The organism is Gordonia insulae (assembly GCF_003855095.1).
GTDB lineage: Bacteria > Actinomycetota > Actinomycetes > Mycobacteriales > Mycobacteriaceae > Gordonia > Gordonia insulae.
The window spans coordinates 654,030-670,294 of sequence record NZ_CP033972.1; the positions used below are offsets into that span (position 1 = coordinate 654,030).

The window sequence follows — 16,265 nt, forward strand, 5'->3', positions numbered from 1 at the left end:
TCGTTGCCCGCTGAACATCAAACGGCGAAAGACTATGTCCGTCAAGCTCTTTAGTTGGACAAAAGTCCCACTTGTGCAACGCGCCGCAATGCTGGACAGCCGACGTGTTCTACGGCACACTTCCAACCCACGGCATCGGGGGACTGCCGGACCGGATCGCTGTACCGAGGGGGCCACGCAGTGGGGAAGTCGCCAACGACGTCGTCGACGACACGTGTGTCGAGACGTGCCGTCGCGGCCCGGTGGGTGGTGGGTGCCATCGCGGGAGCGTGCGTGGTGACGGTCGGGCAGTTCGTCCCGGCCACGGTGTCGGCCGCGCCCACGGGTGCCACGATCGTCGCCGAGCGCGTGCAGTCGCCGCGTGAGATCGACTTGTCCGTCAAGTCGCGCTCGATGCGAACGACCGTTCCGGTCAAGGTGATTCCGGCGCGCGGAGGTGCGGCGGCACCCACTCTCTATCTGCTCAACGGTGCGGCCGGCGGCGAGGGCGGGAGCAGTTGGTTCGACCGCACCGACATTCGCACGTTCTTCGCCGACGAGAACGTCAACGTCGTCGTCCCGATGGGTGGCGCGGCGAGTTACTTCACCGACTGGTACCGGCCGGATCCGAAACTCGGAGTGCAGAAATGGGCGACGTTCCTCACCGACGAGCTGCCTGCCGTCATCGACCGACGATTCGACGGGACGGGCCGCAACGCGATCGCCGGGATCTCGATGGCGGGGACATCGGTGTTCCAGTTGTCGCTGCACGCGCCACGGCTGTACCGCGCGCTGGGATCCTTCAGCGGTTGCGCACAGACCAGTGATCCGATGGGCCAGGCCGTCGTGCGGATGGTCGTGGAGGGTCGCGGGGGTGGCAACACCCTCAACATGTGGGGACCACCGTCGGATCCGGCGTGGCAGGCCAATGACCCGTATCTGCATGTCGATGAGTTCCGCGGGAAGTCGATCTACGTCTCCAACGGATCGGGATCACCGGGGCGCTACGACACCATCGACGGGCCCGGCATCGACGGGAGCGGCAGCAAACTGTTCGACCAGATCGCCGTCGGCGCGGTCATCGAGACCGCGACGGCCGAGTGCACGAGAAATCTGCAGCAGCGCATGCGCGAGCGCGGCGTCCCCGCGACATTCCACCTGTACGGCGGCGGAACCCACGCGTGGCCGTACTGGCAGGACGAACTGCACCGGGCATGGCCTCAGTTCCGGGCGGCGTTGCGCTCGTGACGGCCGCCGGACGGTATGAGGACGGCAGTGCCCACCGTGGCGAGGATCTTCGCGGGGAGAACCTTCGTGGGCAGCCGGAGCCCGGCGACGAATCGATGACGATCGCGCCGATGCCGGGGTCGGCAACCTGGCTGGAGTCCAACACCTGGGAGCGGCCCGACTGGACGATCGATGAGCTGATCGCGCTCAAGAGAGGTCGCTCGATCTCTGTGGTGCTGCCCGCTCTCGACGAAGAGCAGACGGTCGGATCGGTCATCGCGAGCATCATGCCGCTGCTCGGCACCCTGGTCGACGAGATCGTGGTCGTCGACTCGGGATCGTCCGATGCCACGATCGCCCGTGCCGAAGCGGCGGGTGCACGCGTCGAGACGCGCGAGTCCGCGCTGCCGGGCGTCGCGCCCCTGCCGGGCAAGGGTGAGGTGTTGTGGCGATCGCTGGCCACCACGGTCGGCGACCTCATCGTATTCGTCGACAGCGATCTGGTCGACCCGGACCCGATGTATGTCCCGCGACTGGTGGGTCCGTTGCTGACCGTCCCGGAGATCCAGCTGGTCAAGGGCTATTACCGTCGGCCGCTGGTCGGCGATGCCGGGGTCGACCCGGCGGGCGGCGGCCGGGTGACCGAACTCGTGGTGCGGCCGCTCGTCGCGGCGCTGCGACCCGAGCTCTCGGGACTGATCCAGCCTCTCGCCGGCGAGTACGCGGCCACCCGCGAACTACTGACGTCGGTCCCGTTCGCCGCCGGATACGGAGTCGAGATCGGTCTCGTCCTCGACACCCTGAGCGGGCACGGGATCGATGCGATCGGGCAGGTCAATCTCGGCTGCCGCATTCATCGGAATCGGCCGCTGCACGAACTCGGTCCGATGGCCCGGCAGATCGTCGCCACCCTCATGGGGCGGCTCGGCATCGGCGATTCCGGCAGCCCGCTCACCCAGTTCCTGATGGAGGACGACGGGCACAGTCTCCGTCGCGCCTACCCGGTCCTCGACGACCGGCCACCGATGCGCGCGATGCGCAGCGTCATGCTCGCCGACGTCGGCGCCCCCTGACCCACACCTCCGCGTGTGCCCCGGGTCTGGTCCCGCCCCGAGGATGCCCCGCTGCCGCTTCTGTGGCCCCCGTGATGCGTGTGCCGTTTGTGGTGTGCGCTCCGATCCGTCGGCGTCGCCTCGTCGATCCGTGCATGCGGGGACGTACGATGTTCACCGAACCGACGAGTGAGGATGTTGATGAGCGAAACCCCCGACATACAGCAGTCCGAGCGGCACGGCTATCAGCGCGTGCTCCTCAAACTCGGCGGTGAGATGTTCGGTGGGGGCGGCGTCGGCCTCGACCCCGATGTGGTGGCCACGGTCGCCGATCAGATCGCCGAGGTCGTCGGGTCCGGTGTGCAGGTGGCTGTCGTCATCGGTGGAGGCAACTTCTTCCGTGGCGCCGAACTGCAGCAACGCGGCCTCGATCGTGCCCGCTCCGACTACATGGGCATGCTGGGCACCGTCATGAACTGCCTGGCTCTGCAGGACTTCCTGGAGAAGCGTGAGGTCAGCACCCGGGTCCAGACGGCGATCACGATGGGCCAGGTCGCCGAACCGTATCTGCCGCTGCGCGCGCAGCGACACCTCGAGAAGGGTCGTGTGGTGATCTTCGGTGCCGGGATGGGGATGCCGTACTTCTCCACCGACACCACCGCGGCGCAGCGCGCCCTGGAGATCAAGGCCGAGGTGGTCCTGATGGCCAAGGGCGTCGACGGCGTGTACGACGCGGACCCCCGGCTCGAGCCGGACGCGAAGCTCTTCCGCGAGATCACCCACCGCGAGGTGCTCGACAAGGAACTCAAGGTCGCCGACGCGACCGCGTTCAGCCTGTGTATGGACAACAAGATGCCCATCCTGGTGTTCAATTTGCTGGAGGAAGGCAACATCGCCCGTGCGGTCGCGGGCGAGCGGATCGGCACACTGGTCGCCACCTGAGTGCCGCGACCATCACCGGACCGACCCACCCGAACCCGTACCGAGTAGAAGTAGGACGACGATGATCGACGATGCGCTCCTGGATGCCGAGGAGAAGATGGAGAAGGCGGTCAGTGTCGCCAAGGACGACATGGGGTCGGTTCGCACCGGGCGTGCCAATCCGGCGATGTTCAACCGGGTCAACATCGAGTACTACGGGGCGGTCACCCCGATCACGCAGGTCGCCGGCATCACCACCCCGGAAGCGCGGCTCGTCGTGATCAAGCCGTACGAGGCGTCGATCCTGCGTGACATCGAGACCGCGATCCGCAACTCCGACCTCGGCGTGAACCCCACCAACGACGGTTCGATCATCCGCGTCGCCATCCCACAGCTGACCGAAGACCGTCGCAAGGAACTCGTGAAGCAGGTCAAGGGCAAGGGCGAGGACGCCAAGGTGGCCATCCGCAACGTGCGCCGCAAGGCGGTCGACGAACTCAAGCGCATCCAGAAGGACGGCGAGGCGGGGGAGGACGACGTCTCCCGCGCCGAGAAGGAACTCGACAAGACCACGGCCGGGTACGTCGCCCAGGTCGACGATCTGGTGAAGCACAAAGAGAACGAATTGCTCGAAGTGTGAGCGCGGATCCGCCTCGCACGGCTATACCGGAATCGATGGCCACCGAATCGTCCGCGAACGAGCCGCTGCCCGGCGACGCCACCGGCGCCTCGGGCAGGTCCGGGGTGACCGGGGGCCAGACGCCTGACCCGGCTCCCCGCGCGTCGACTCCGAGCGGGCAGGCGCCGGCGGAGAAGAAGAAGTCGCGTGCCGGTCGCGACCTGCCGGCCGCGATCGGCGTCGGGGGCACGCTCGGGATCTCGATCATCCTGATCCTGCTGTTCGCGCCGAAGGTCTGGTACGGAGTCGTCGCAGTAGCATTCGCGATCGCGACCTGGGAGGTCTCCAAACGTCTGCGCGACGGCGGGTACCAGGTGGCGTTCTGGCCCCTGTTGGTCGGCGGGCAGGCGATCATCTGGGCCGGCTGGCCATGGGCGCAGACCGGTGTGCTCACCGCCTTCGCCGCGACCGTACTCGTGCTGATGGTGTGGATGTTGTTGGCGCAGGGCATCAGTCGCGCACCCGAGAACTACCTGCACAACCTCGCGGCGAGTGTCTTCGTGCTCGCGTGGCTGCCGCTGCTCGCGTCCTTCGGAGCCCACATGGTGGTGCAGGACAACGGCGCCGCGCGGGTCGCCACGCTGATGGTCGTCGTGGTGTGTTCCGACGTCGGCGGATATGCCGCCGGGGTGCTGTTCGGCAAACACCCGATGGCTCCGGCGATCAGCCCCAAGAAGTCGTGGGAGGGTCTGGTCGGCTCGCTCGTCGTCGGGACCACCGGCGCGGTGTGCTGCGGGATCTTCCTGCTCGACGCCCACTGGTGGGTGGGCGCCATCCTCGGACCCGTCCTGGTGGTCTGTGCGACGCTCGGTGACCTCGTCGAATCGCAGGTCAAGCGCGACCTGGGGATCAAGGACATGGGTACGCTGCTGCCCGGACACGGCGGCATCATGGATCGACTCGACTCGTTGCTGCCGTCCGCGTTCATCGTCTGGGCGGTGCTGACCGCCCTCCTCTGAGTCGGCCGATCACCCGATGGGTGCTCGGCCCGGGTTCATTTCTTCGCCTTGCGCAACGCCCGGCTCATCTGCACCATGCGTACCCCGCCCGCCAGTGCGACGATCAATGCACCGGCGATCGCCGCGATGAGAAGGCTCACACCCAGCGGCAGGTTGACCTCCCAGAAGAGCAGCTCGATCCGCTGCGACTCCATGTTCTGCAGGATGAACACCAGCAGCAGGATCGTGATGATGGCACCGATGACCAGACCGAAGAAAGTGGCCCGTGCCCTGGTGTGTTCGACTTTTTTGACCTGGGTACGCAGATTGTCGCGCTCGGCCAACAGCGCCTTGTGCTCGGAATCCATGCCTTCGACGCCGGCCGGATCGACCGGATCGACGCGTTCGAACTCCGGCTGGCCAGGATCAGGTGTCGTCATACACCCATCATGACATGCGACAATGTCATCATGTCGTCATTGCCGCTCGTGTTCGACGCGCCCAAACGAGGTCGCCCGCCGACCCATTTCGCCGACCTCGACGCAGCCGGACGGGTCGCCGCCCTCGCCGACCTGGGCCTGCCGAAGTTCCGCGCGAATCAGCTCGCCCGTCAGTATTACGGCCGGCTCAACGGCGATGTCGAGGAGATGTCCGATCTGCCGTCGTCGGCTCGCGACGCCGTCGGCGAGAAGCTCTTCCCGGCTTTGCTGTCGCCGGTGCGCCATATCTCGTGCGACGACGGCGACACCCGCAAGACGCTGTGGCGGTTGCACGACGGCACCCTGCTGGAAAGCGTCCTGATGCGCTACGCCGACCGCAACACGTTGTGCATCTCGAGCCAGGCCGGATGCGGGATGGCGTGCCCGTTCTGTGCGACCGGGCAGGGCGGGCTGGACCGCAACCTGTCGACCGCGGAGATCGTCGACCAGGTGCGTGCGGCGGCACGCGCGCTGCGCGACGGCGAGTTCGGTGATGCGGGACGACTCTCGAATGTCGTTTTCATGGGGATGGGCGAGCCGCTCGCCAACTACAAGCGCGTGGTCAGCGCGGTTCGGCAGATCACGTCGCCGGTCCCGGATGGGCTGGGGATCTCGGCTCGCTCCGTCACCGTCTCGACAGTGGGCCTCGCGCCGTCGATCCGTCGCCTCGCCGACGAGGGGCTGTCGGTGACGCTCGCGGTGTCCTTGCACACCCCCGACGACGAGTTGCGCGACACCCTGGTCCCGGTGAACAACCGCTGGTCGGTCGCCGAGGTGCTGGAGGCCGCGCGGTACTACGCCGACACCACCGGCAGGCGGGTGTCGATCGAGTACGCGTTGATCCGCGACGTCAATGATCAGCCATGGCGGGCCGACCTGCTGGGACAGAAGCTGCGCAAGGCCCTCGGTCCGTTGGTGCACGTGAACCTGATCCCGCTCAATCCGACACCCGGCTCGGAATGGGACGCGAGTCCGAAACCAGCGGAGCGCGAGTTCGTCCGACGGGTCCGCGAACAGGGTGTCTCGTGCACCGTGCGCGACACCAGGGGGCAGGAGATCGCCGCCGCGTGCGGTCAGCTCGCCGCAGAGGAACGTTGAGCCGAGCGGGCGGCGATGCCCGAGTCGGTCAGTTCTTCCAGCGGCCGCGCTTGGCCCACACCGGCTTGAGCAGGAAGTAGGCCAGGAACGCGGCGAAGACGACCAGCCAGATGTCCTCGACGTGGCCGCGATGGTTGCCGATGAACATCGCCAACAGGGCGAACACGCAGAACCAGCCGGCGATGATGAAGGACTTCGTCGCCTGACCGTGCCAGCCGAACCGTGCCGACGGCGCGTCGTCGGGCTCGCGAACCCAGCCGGTGTCGACGGGCTCAACCTCGGTGCTTGCCACGATGGCTCCTCACTGCACGGTCAGCGGTCTGACGACGCGGCCAGAAAAACGAGCGCGGTCAGAAGTCTGACGGTCGGTAGTAGTTCATCGAACAGCATAACCGTAGGGCCGCACCGACGACGCGTTGCCACCACGCACCTGTACCGGTTCGGTGACAGAATGCGGCCATGTCCGAGATCGCACATCGAACCCTGGCCGACTACCGCTCCGAGCGATATCCGCGCGACATGGTCGGCTACGGCGCGACGACACCGGACCCGCAATGGCCGGGCGGGGCCAAGATCGCGGTGCAATTCGTCCTCAACTACGAGGAGGGGTCGGAGAACAACGTCCTCGAGAACGACCGTGGCAGTGAGACGTTCCTCTCCGAGATGATCGGCGCGCAGTCGTTCCCGAACCGCCACATGAGCATGGAGTCGCTCTACGAGTACGGGTCGCGAGCGGGGGTGTGGCGCATCCTGCGGGCGTTCTCGCGCCGCGAACTGCCGCTGACCATCTTCGCCGTGGCGCAGGCGATGGCGCGCAACCCGGAGGCTGCGGCCGCGTTCGTGGAACGTGGCGATGAGATCGCGTGTCACGGATACCGTTGGCTCAGTTACCAATTGGTCGACTCGGCAGTCGAGCGCGAGCATATGCAGGCCGGCATCGAGCTGTTGACGGAGATCACCGGACAGCGCCCGCAGGGGTGGTACACCGGCCGGGATTCACCTCACACGCGCCAACTCGTCGTGGAACAGGGTGGGTTCGTCTACGACTCCGACAGCTACGCCGACGACCTCCCGTACTGGGTGAAGGTGCCGCGCGGCGACGACACCGTGGACCACCTCGTGGTGCCGTACACGCTCGACACCAACGACATGCGGTTCGCATCGCCCGGCGGGTTCCCCTCCGGCGAGCAGTTCTTCACGCACCTGCGCGATGCCTTCGACGTGCTCTACGCCGAAGGGGAGGCCGGCGCGCCCAAGATGCTGTCGGTCGGATTGCACTGTCGGCTCGTCGGGCGCCCGGCCCGCCTCGCGGCGCTCGAGCGTTTCCTCGACCATGTCCAGTCGCACGACGACGTCTGGATCACGCGACGGATCGACATCGCCGAACACTGGCGCACGGTGCATCCGGCCCGCTGATCCGGCCGGCGTTTGGGCTCGGTCGTCGGAGGCGGGACAATGGCCGGGTGACGACTCGCGTACTGATCCTCGGCTCCACGGGGTCGATCGGTGTCCAGGCCCTGGAGGTCATCGCCGAGCATCCCGAGCGCTTCCAGGTGGTCGGACTGGGAGCGGGGGGAGCCAACCTCGATCTGCTGCGCGACCAGGCCAAGGCCTTCCGGATCGGGCCGTCCGCCCTCGCCGTGGCCGATCCGGTCGCGGCCCGGACCCTGTCCGACGACATCGGTGGCCGCGTCCTCGGTGGTCCGGACGCGATGTGTGAGCTGATCGAGGCGGTCGAGGCCGACGTGATCCTCAACGCGGTCGTCGGATCGATCGGACTGCGACCCAGCCTCGCCGCGCTGCGGTCGGGGCCCGGCTTGCGCTGGCCAACAAGGAGTCGTTGGTCGCGGGCGGATCGTTGGTGCTCGACGCGGCCGCCCCCGGCCAGATCGTGCCGGTCGACTCCGAGCACTCGGCCATCGCGCAGTGCCTACGCGCCGGAACGGCCGACGAGGTGGACCGACTCGTGCTGACCGCGTCCGGTGGACCGTTTCGTGGGTGGACCCGGGCCGCGCTCGACGACGTGACGCCGGAGCAGGCGGGCCACCATCCGACGTGGTCCATGGGTCCGATGATCACCCTCAACTCGGCGACGCTGGTCAACAAGGCGCTCGAGGTCATCGAGGCCCACCTGCTCTTCGGCGTCGACTACGACCGCATCGACGTCACGGTGCACCCACAGTCGATCGTGCACTCGATGGTCACCTTCGTCGACGGCGCGACGGTCGCCAAGGCGTCACCACCGTCGATGAAGCTGCCGATCGCGCTCGCCCTCGGCTGGCCGGATCGGGTGCCCGGATCGTCGCGGCCGTGCGACTTCTCGACCGCATCGGCCTGGACGTTCGAGCCGGTCGACGACGAGGTGTTCCCGGCAATCGACCTGGCGCGGGAGGCCGGGCGCGGTGGGGGGTCGCTGACCGCGGTCTACAACGCCGCCAACGAGGCCGCCGCGCAGGGATTCTTCTCCGGTGCCATCCGCTTCCCGCGGATCGTCGAGATCATCGGTGAGGTGCTCGCCGAGGCCGATGAGTGGCGTGCCGCGCCAGGTACTGTGGAAGAGGTCTTGGCCGCTGATCAGTGGGCACGCGATCATGCTGCGCGTCTGGTCAAGGCATATGCGGATGGAGTGAATCAGTGAGTTTTGCGCTCGGCGTGGCGCTGTTCGCCGCGGCGCTGCTGCTGTCGGTGGCATGGCATGAATGCGGTCACATGTGGGCCGCCCAGGCGACCGGCATGAAGGTGCGCCGCTACTTCGTCGGCTTCGGACCGACCGTGTGGTCGACGCGGCGCGGTGAGACGGAGTATGGCGTCAAGGCGTTTCCGCTCGGCGGATTCTGCGACATCGCCGGCATGACGCCCTACGACGAGATCTCCGAAGAGGACCGCCCGCGGGCGATGTACCTGCAGAAGCCGTGGAAGCGTCTGGTCGTCCTGTTCGCCGGTCCGGCCCAGAACTTCATCCTCGGATTCGTCCTGGTGGTCATCGTCGGGGCGATCTTCGGTCTGCCCAACATCAGCCAGGATCCGGTCCCGGCGACCGTGTCGAAGGTCGATTGCGTGCCGGCGAGCACCACGTATTTCACCGACAAGAAGCCGGAGTCGACACCGTGCGCGGCGGCCGACGGGCCGGCCGAGGTCGCCGGGCTGCGGGCCGGCGACACGATCGTCGCCGTCAACGGGGCGCCGGTCTCCGACTATGCGCAGGTGTCCGAGAAGATCACCGATTCGACCGGCCCGGTTGCGCTCACCGTCGACCGCGACGGGGTACAGCGCGAGTTCACGATCACCCCGCAACCGTCCACCGTGACCGCGCCGACGCGTGATGGCGGCACCGAGACCCAGCAGACCCGCAAGGTCGGCATCGAGTTCAGCCCGCCGCCGTCGATCAACCACTACGACGGTCTCGCCGTGATCCCCGCATCGTTCGCGTTCACCGGTGATCTGTTCGTCGCCACCTGGGATGCCCTGTTGTCGCTGCCGTCCAAGGTGAGCGCGCTGTGGACCGCCGTCACCGGCGGTGAGCGTGCCGCGGACACACCGGTCAGCGTGTACGGCGCATCGGTGATGGGCGGCCAGGCGGTGGAGCGCGGTGCGTGGAGCACGTTCCTGTTGCTGCTGATCAGCATCAACTTCTTCCTCGGCCTGTTCAATCTCGTCCCGCTATTACCCTTGGATGGTGGGCACATGGCCATCGTCGGCTATGAGAAGGCCCGTAATACGGTCCGTGGCTGGTTCGGCCGGGCGGCCGGAGGTCCGGTCGACTACGTCAAGCTCATGCCGATCACGTACGCGGTGGTGGTGATCATGGGTGGATTCATGGTTCTCACGCTCACCGCCGACATCATCAATCCGATCAAGATCTTCTGACAACACAGCCCGCAGCCCGTGAACCACACAGCCATTCGTCATTCGAGGTGAACGAGATGAACGCCCTGACAACATCGCCGGATGCGGTCCCGATCGGACTCGGCATGCCGAGCGGACCGCCCCCGGTCCTGGCCCCGCGCCGCACGACCCGCCAGATCCAGGTCGGCAAGGTCGGCGTCGGCAGCGATCACCCGATCTCCGTGCAGTCGATGACCACGACCAAGACCCACGACATTAACGCCACGCTGCAGCAGATCGCCGAGCTGACCGCGTCGGGATGCGACATCGTGCGCGTCGCCTGCCCGCGACCCGAGGACGCCGAGGCGCTGCCCGTCATCGCCAGGAAGAGCAAGATCCCGGTGATCGCCGACATCCATTTCCAGCCGAAGTACATCTTCGCGGCGATAGACGCCGGCTGCGCGGCGGTGCGGGTCAACCCGGGCAACATCAAGGAGTTCGACGGCCGGGTCAAAGAGGTGGCGTACGCCGCGAAAGACGCGGGCATCCCGATCCGCATCGGCGTCAACGCCGGCTCGCTGGATCCCCGCCTGTTGAAGAAGTACGGCAAGGCAACCCCGGAGGCGCTCGTGGAGTCCGCCCTGTGGGAGGCGAGCCTGTTCGAGGAGCACGGTTTCGGCGACATCAAGATCTCGGTCAAGCACAACGACCCGGTCGTGATGGTCGAGGCGTACCGGCAGCTGGCCGCGCAGTGCGACTACCCCCTGCATCTGGGTGTCACCGAGGCCGGCCCGGCGTTCCAGGGCACCATCAAGTCCGCGGTGGCCTTCGGCGCGCTGTTGTCGGAGGGGATCGGCGACACGATCCGCGTGTCGTTGTCCGCGCCGCCGGCAGAGGAGATCAAGGTCGGCGACCAGATCCTGCAATCGCTGAACCTACGGCCACGCAAGCTGGAGATCGTGTCCTGCCCGTCGTGCGGTCGCGCCCAGGTCGACGTCTACAAACTCGCCGATGCGGTGAGCGCAGGACTCGAGGGCATGGAGGTCCCGCTGCGCGTCGCAGTCATGGGTTGCGTGGTCAACGGTCCCGGCGAGGCCCGCGAGGCCGACCTGGGTGTGGCATCGGGCAACGGCAAGGGGCAGATCTTCGTCAAGGGCGAGGTCATCAAAACCGTGCCGGAGGCGCAGATCGTGGAGACCTTGATCGAAGAAGCGCTGCGGATCGCGGGTGAGTCAGGAGACACTGATGGGGACAGGGAAGGTGGTCCCCCGGTCGTGACGGTCAGTTGACGTGACGGTCGGCTGACAGCGATGGGGACGGCCACTGCCGCCGGCCGCCCGGCCGGTGTTCGCAACCCTGCCGGATCATGCAGAGGAGCGGCGGGTGCTGAAGTTACTGGGTGACCGCCCACTCGGCGCACGTGATGCACCCGTGGTCGAACGCGTGCTCGCGACCGATCCGGTCGCGATGTGCATGGTGGCGGCCAGATTCGAGTCGCACGGCATCAATCCGCGCCTACTGGGTGGCGAACTGTGGACGGTCGACGACCCGACCTCGTCGCTGTGCTTCTCCGGGGCCAACCTCATCCCGCTCCTCGGGTCGACCGGTGACATGGACGGGTTCGCCGATCGGGCGGCCGCCGCGCCCCGGGTCTGCTCGTCGATCGTGGGTCGCGCCGAGATGGTTCTGCCGTTCTGGGATCGGATCGCGCCGTGTTGGGGCCCGGCCCGCGAGGTGCGTGACAACCAGCCGCTGATGGCGTTGACCGGTGCACCCGCGGTGACCCCGGATCCCCTGGTCCGACTGGTCACCCTCGACGACCTCGACGCCTATCTCCCCGCCGCCATCGACATGTTCATCGGCGAGGTCGGAGTCGACCCATGCGCCGGCGACGGCGGACGGTCCTACCGCCGACGCCTCGCGTCGCTGATCTCCGCACAGCGCGTCTTCGCCCGTTTCGATCGTGGCGAGGTCGTGTTCAAGGCCGAGATCGGTTCGCTGTCACGCAGAGTCGGCCAGATCCAGGGCGTCTGGGTGTCCCCGGACCGCCGCGGAGAGGGACTCGGCGCCGGCGGGACCGCCGCCATCGCCGCCGCCATCATCAGCTACGGCCGTACCCCGAGCCTCTACGTCAACAGCTTCAACCTGCCGGCCCGTGAGGTCTACCGGCAGGTCGGGTTCAGCGAGGTCGGCACGTTCACGACGGTTCTCGTCGACTGACCGGTCGACGACGCGACACATCGCGTCACGTCGCGCGTGGCGCAACGGATATCGCTGCCGGACGCCATATGATCGCAGCTGATGTGGCAGATGAGACGGCGTGCGATCAGCGTGACCTGTGTGTCGATGAGTGCTGTCGTGGCACTCGGGGTCGCCGGCTGCGCCGGCGCCGACGACGGTCCCCGACAGGCCGTCGAGCAATTCCTCGATGCCTACGGCGGTGGCGACGCGGCGGCTGCCGCCGCGCTCACCGACAACCCCACCCAGGCCCGCACCGACCTCGATGCCGCCTGGGAGGGTCTGTCCGCCGAGAAGGTGTCCGCGAGTACCGGAAAGGCGCGTATCACCGGCGACACCGCGGACATCGACGTGACCTACCGCTGGGGTCTACCGCGCGGCCGTGAGTGGAGTTACCCGGCCCGGGTCCGGCTCATCAGATCCGACGCCGGCTGGTCCGTCCGGTGGGCCACCACCGACATCCACCCCGATCTCGGTGCCAATCAACGACTCTCGCTCCGGATCGTCGAGGCGCCCCGAGCGACGGTCAACGAGGCCGACGGATCGCAGGTAATGGTCAACGGTTCGGTGGTCGGGATCAACTTCGACGCCGCGGCCGCCGCGGCGAGTGGGTCGGTCGCGGATTCGGTGACCCAGCTCGTCACCACGCTGAAGCGGTTCGATCCGACGTTGTCCGCACAGAAGATCGCCGAGGAGTCCACCGCGTCCGGCTCGCCGTATCCGATCATGCGGCTCTCGCATCGCGATTTCGATCAGCTCCGAGACCAGCTCGCCATCCCGGGTGTCACCCACAATGAGCAGGCCGAACTGGTGCCGAAGACGCCGGGTTTCGCGCCCGCGCTGCTGACCGAGGTCAAGAAGGTCGTCGACAGCGAGGTCGACGGTCGGGTGGGCTGGCGGGTGGTCACGGTCAACCCGAACGGTCTCGACGCCGACGTGCTCGCCGACCACGACCCGGAGCCCGCGCCTGCGGTGTCGTTGAGCCTGTCCCGGCAGGTGCAGGTCGCCGCGCAACGCGCGGTCGACGCGACCAACCGCTTCCAGATCGCGATGGTGGTGCTCCAGCCGTCGACCGGGCACATCCTCGCCGTCGCGCAGAACAAGGCGGCCGACCGGCAGGGCCCGATCGCGACCACCGGTCTCTATCCGCCCGGTTCGACGTTCAAGATGGTGACCGCGGCCGCGGCCATCAGCCGCAACCTCGCACACCCGCAGACGATGGTGCCGTGTCCCGGAGAGATCGAGATCGGGCCGCGGCGCATCCCGAACTACGATCGGTTCTCGCTCGGCACGGTGCCGATGCTCCAGGCGTTCGCGAGCTCGTGCAACACGACCTTCGCCAAGCTCGCCAGCGAGATGGGTCCGTCGGATCTCGCGCACACCGCCGCCGCGATGGGCATCGGCCAGCAGTACGACATCGCCGGGCTCGACGCGACATCCGGGTCGGTGCCGATCGCGGCGGAGCTCGTGGCACGCAGCGAGGACGGCTTCGGCCAGGGCAAGGTGCTGGTGAGTCCGCTCGGGCTGGCCCTGGTCGCCGCAACTGTCGCGCACAATGGCAAAGCGCCTGTGCCGCAGCTGATCCTGGGCAAGCCGACCACGGTCACCGGTCCGCAGCCGACGCTGGACCCGGCAGTGGTCGCCGAGTTGCGACCGATGATGCGCGCCGTCGTCCAGCAGGGCACCGGCACGGTGATCGCCGGGGAGGGCGACGTCCTGGGCAAGACCGGTGAGGCCGAGTTCGACGGTGGCTCGCACGCGTGGTTCGCGGGCTACCGCGGCGACCTGGCGTTCGCGACACTCGTGGTCCGCGGCGGCGACTCGAACAATGCGGTCGGGGTCACCCGTGACTTCTTCGCGGGACTGCCGCCCGGCTACTACTCCGGGGCACGGTCCTGAGATCGGTCGCCCCGGTCCGGCTTCTCCGTCGTCAGGTTCAGCGCCATCAGGTTCGGCGCCATCAGGTTCGGCGCCATCAGGTTCGGCGCGGCACGATGATCGGCTGTCCCGACTCCGGGTGATCCCAGATCTCCACCGGATGGTCGTAGGTCTCCGAGAGGAGATCAGCCGTCAGTACGTCTCGTGTCGGGCCGTGCGCCAGCAGTCTGCCGTCCTTCATCAGCGCCACCTGATCGGCGTATGCGGCGGCCAGTGACAGGTCGTGCACCACCAGTAAGACCGCTGCGCCGTCGTCGCGGGCGACGCGCAGGATGTCGAGGACCGACTCCTGGTGATGGATGTCGAGGGCCGCGGTCGGTTCGTCGAGCAGCATCACGGGGGCACGCTGGGCCAGCGCCCGTGCGATCGAGACCCGGGCCTGCTGCCCGCCGGACAGTTGGGCGAAGGCGCGGTGGGTGATGTCGGTCAGGTCGCAGGCGCGGATGGCCGTGTCGATGATCGCGGGGGAGTCGACCGCCTGCGGGGTGCGCAGCCACGGGAATCGGCCCATCTCCACCACTTCGGCCACCGTGAACGGGGTGTCGGTCCGATTGTGCTGTGTCACAAAGGAACGCAACCTGGCCAGATCGCGGGACGAGGCCTTGGCCACCAGTCGATCGTCGATCCGGACCGACCCGTGATCGGGTCGCCGCAGTCCGGCCAGCACCGAGAGCAGAGTGGATTTGCCGCAACCGTTGGGACCGACGAGGGCGAGCAGTGAACCGGGCTCGACCTGGAGTGAGACGTCGTGGACCACCTCACGGCCGCCGAGGGCGACGGTGATGTGCTCGGCGACGACACCGGATGTGGCCACCGCCATGCTCACCACCCGGCTCCGGCGTGACGGCTGCGCCGCAGCAGGATGAAGAACACCGGGCCGCCGATCAGGGACGTGAACATACCCAGTGGCAGATCCGCATCACCGAGCATGGTCCGGGCCGCGAGATCTGCACCGGTGATGACCAGGGCGCCGCCGACGACGCTGGCCGGCAGCAGGATCGCATGGCGCGGACCGACGATCAGGCGCAGCACATGCGGGACGATCAGCCCGACGAACATGATGATCCCGGCGAAGGCGACCGCCGCGGCGGTCAGTATCGACACCAGCACGATCACCTGCCGGCGCACCACCTCGACGTTCACCCCGAGCGACGCGGCCTGGATCTCGCCGAGCGCGAGCAGATCGATCTTGTGGACCAGGACGAGGGCGGCCGCGACGGCGGCGATGATCAGCGGGGCGGACACCCACACCTCGTCCCAGGTCGTCCCGGCGAGCGACCCCAACTGCCAGAACACGATCTGCTCGCGGGCCGCCGTCGATGCGACGAACGTCAGGTAGGCGATGATGCCGAGCGCGAAGGCGTTCACCGCGATACCGGTGAGCACCAGCATGATCGCCGACGTCGCGCCGTCGCGCAGCGACAACAGGTAGACCGACGCCGCGGTGAACAGGCCGAACACGAATGCGGCACCGGCCAACGCCCAGTCGTTCGCGGTCCCGCCACCGAGCACGATCATCAGGCATGCACCGACCGCGGCTCCCGACGAGACACCGATGATGCCGGGCTCCGCCAACGGATTGGCGAGCACGCCCTGCAGCAGGCAACCGCCGGCGCCGAGCGCGGCACCGACGAGCAGACCGAGCACGATCCGTGGGAACCGCACGTTCCAGAGGGCGCCCTCGCCGTTCGGATGCGACGGCAGCGGTCCGACGTCGAGGTGGAAGTGGTGGGCGAGGCTGCCGAGGACCTCGACCGGCGGCACACTCACCTGGCCCATGCCCGCCGAGACGACGACGAGTGCCGCGGTGCCGATGATCAGTCCCAGCAGTACGAGGATGCTGCGGGTGCGATGCCGGTTCCGGTGGTCGGGGACCGTCCGGGTGGTCGGA

General features: G+C 67.7%; 15 protein-coding genes and 1 pseudogene. 12 read left to right on the forward strand and 4 right to left on the reverse strand.

Annotated features, from left to right (window positions below):
• The first annotated feature begins 216 nt into the window (after positions 1–216).
• From D7316_RS03060 to D7316_RS03080, 5 genes are all read left to right on the forward strand, one after another.
• Complete coding sequence (locus D7316_RS03060; protein WP_124706987.1) at positions 217–1,227, forward strand: alpha/beta hydrolase; 1,011 nt, start codon at positions 217–219, stop codon at positions 1,225–1,227.
• Between the two features lie 95 nt (positions 1,228–1,322).
• The gene (locus tag D7316_RS03065; protein ID WP_124711068.1) at positions 1,323–2,279 is read left to right on the forward strand and encodes a glucosyl-3-phosphoglycerate synthase; all 957 of its coding nucleotides are present in this window, start codon (positions 1,323–1,325) and stop codon (positions 2,277–2,279) included.
• 180 nt (positions 2,280–2,459) lie between these two features.
• Positions 2,460–3,200, forward strand: a complete 741-nt coding sequence (pyrH, locus tag D7316_RS03070) for a UMP kinase (RefSeq protein ID WP_124706988.1) — start codon at positions 2,460–2,462, stop codon at positions 3,198–3,200.
• Positions 3,201–3,261: 61 nt separating this feature from the next.
• Complete coding sequence (frr, locus tag D7316_RS03075) at positions 3,262–3,819, forward strand: ribosome recycling factor (RefSeq protein ID WP_124706989.1); 558 nt, start codon at positions 3,262–3,264, stop codon at positions 3,817–3,819.
• A gap of 35 nt (positions 3,820–3,854) precedes the next feature.
• On the forward strand, positions 3,855–4,817 hold the full coding sequence (locus D7316_RS03080; RefSeq protein WP_124706990.1) for a phosphatidate cytidylyltransferase: 963 nt from the start codon (positions 3,855–3,857) through the stop codon (positions 4,815–4,817).
• Positions 4,818–4,852: 35 nt separating this feature from the next.
• On the opposite strand, the gene D7316_RS03085 is transcribed toward D7316_RS03080, so the two are convergent.
• On the reverse strand, positions 4,853–5,236 hold the full coding sequence (locus D7316_RS03085) for a LapA family protein (protein WP_124706991.1): 384 nt from the start codon (positions 5,234–5,236) through the stop codon (positions 4,853–4,855).
• Positions 5,237–5,266: 30 nt separating this feature from the next.
• On the opposite strand from D7316_RS03085, the gene rlmN reads away from it, so the two are divergent.
• Positions 5,267–6,373: a 23S rRNA (adenine(2503)-C(2))-methyltransferase RlmN gene (gene rlmN / locus D7316_RS03090; RefSeq protein ID WP_124706992.1), complete on the forward strand. Its 1,107-nt coding sequence runs from the start codon at positions 5,267–5,269 to the stop codon at positions 6,371–6,373.
• A gap of 28 nt (positions 6,374–6,401) precedes the next feature.
• On the opposite strand, the gene D7316_RS03095 is transcribed toward rlmN, so the two are convergent.
• Positions 6,402–6,665: a DUF2631 domain-containing protein gene (locus D7316_RS03095; protein ID WP_124706993.1), complete on the reverse strand. Its 264-nt coding sequence runs from the start codon at positions 6,663–6,665 to the stop codon at positions 6,402–6,404.
• A 167-nt stretch (positions 6,666–6,832) separates the two neighbouring features.
• On the opposite strand from D7316_RS03095, the gene puuE reads away from it, so the two are divergent.
• The 6 genes and pseudogenes from puuE to D7316_RS03125 all read left to right on the forward strand — a co-directional run bounded on the left by puuE (position 6,833) and on the right by D7316_RS03125 (position 14,335).
• Complete coding sequence (puuE, locus tag D7316_RS03100) at positions 6,833–7,789, forward strand: allantoinase PuuE (protein WP_124706994.1); 957 nt, start codon at positions 6,833–6,835, stop codon at positions 7,787–7,789.
• A 47-nt stretch (positions 7,790–7,836) separates the two neighbouring features.
• Positions 7,837–9,011: pseudogene (gene dxr / locus D7316_RS03105) on the forward strand (1-deoxy-D-xylulose-5-phosphate reductoisomerase).
• Positions 9,008–10,240 (forward strand): M50 family metallopeptidase, encoded by a 1,233-nt coding sequence (locus D7316_RS03110; RefSeq protein ID WP_124706995.1) that lies wholly within the window; start codon positions 9,008–9,010, stop codon positions 10,238–10,240. Before dxr ends, D7316_RS03110 begins: the two are co-directional and overlap by 4 nt.
• 56 nt (positions 10,241–10,296) lie before the next feature.
• A complete protein-coding gene (ispG, locus tag D7316_RS03115) occupies positions 10,297–11,487 on the forward strand; it encodes a flavodoxin-dependent (E)-4-hydroxy-3-methylbut-2-enyl-diphosphate synthase (RefSeq protein ID WP_124706996.1) in 1,191 nt (396 codons plus the stop codon).
• Positions 11,488–11,581: 94 nt separating this feature from the next.
• On the forward strand, positions 11,582–12,418 hold the full coding sequence (locus tag D7316_RS03120) for a GNAT family N-acetyltransferase (protein ID WP_124706997.1): 837 nt from the start codon (positions 11,582–11,584) through the stop codon (positions 12,416–12,418).
• 81 nt (positions 12,419–12,499) lie between these two features.
• Positions 12,500–14,335, forward strand: coding sequence for a penicillin-binding transpeptidase domain-containing protein (locus D7316_RS03125; protein WP_124706998.1), 1,836 nt, complete (start codon positions 12,500–12,502; stop codon positions 14,333–14,335).
• Positions 14,336–14,411: 76 nt separating this feature from the next.
• On the opposite strand, the gene D7316_RS03130 is transcribed toward D7316_RS03125, so the two are convergent.
• Both D7316_RS03130 and D7316_RS03135 read right to left on the reverse strand, forming a co-directional pair.
• Positions 14,412–15,194, reverse strand: coding sequence for a heme ABC transporter ATP-binding protein (locus D7316_RS03130; RefSeq protein ID WP_124706999.1), 783 nt, complete (start codon positions 15,192–15,194; stop codon positions 14,412–14,414).
• A gap of 2 nt (positions 15,195–15,196) precedes the next feature.
• Entirely contained in the window at positions 15,197–16,213 is a 1,017-nt protein-coding gene (locus D7316_RS03135; RefSeq protein ID WP_232017119.1) for a FecCD family ABC transporter permease, read from the reverse strand.
• Between the last annotated feature and the right edge of the window lie 52 nt (positions 16,214–16,265).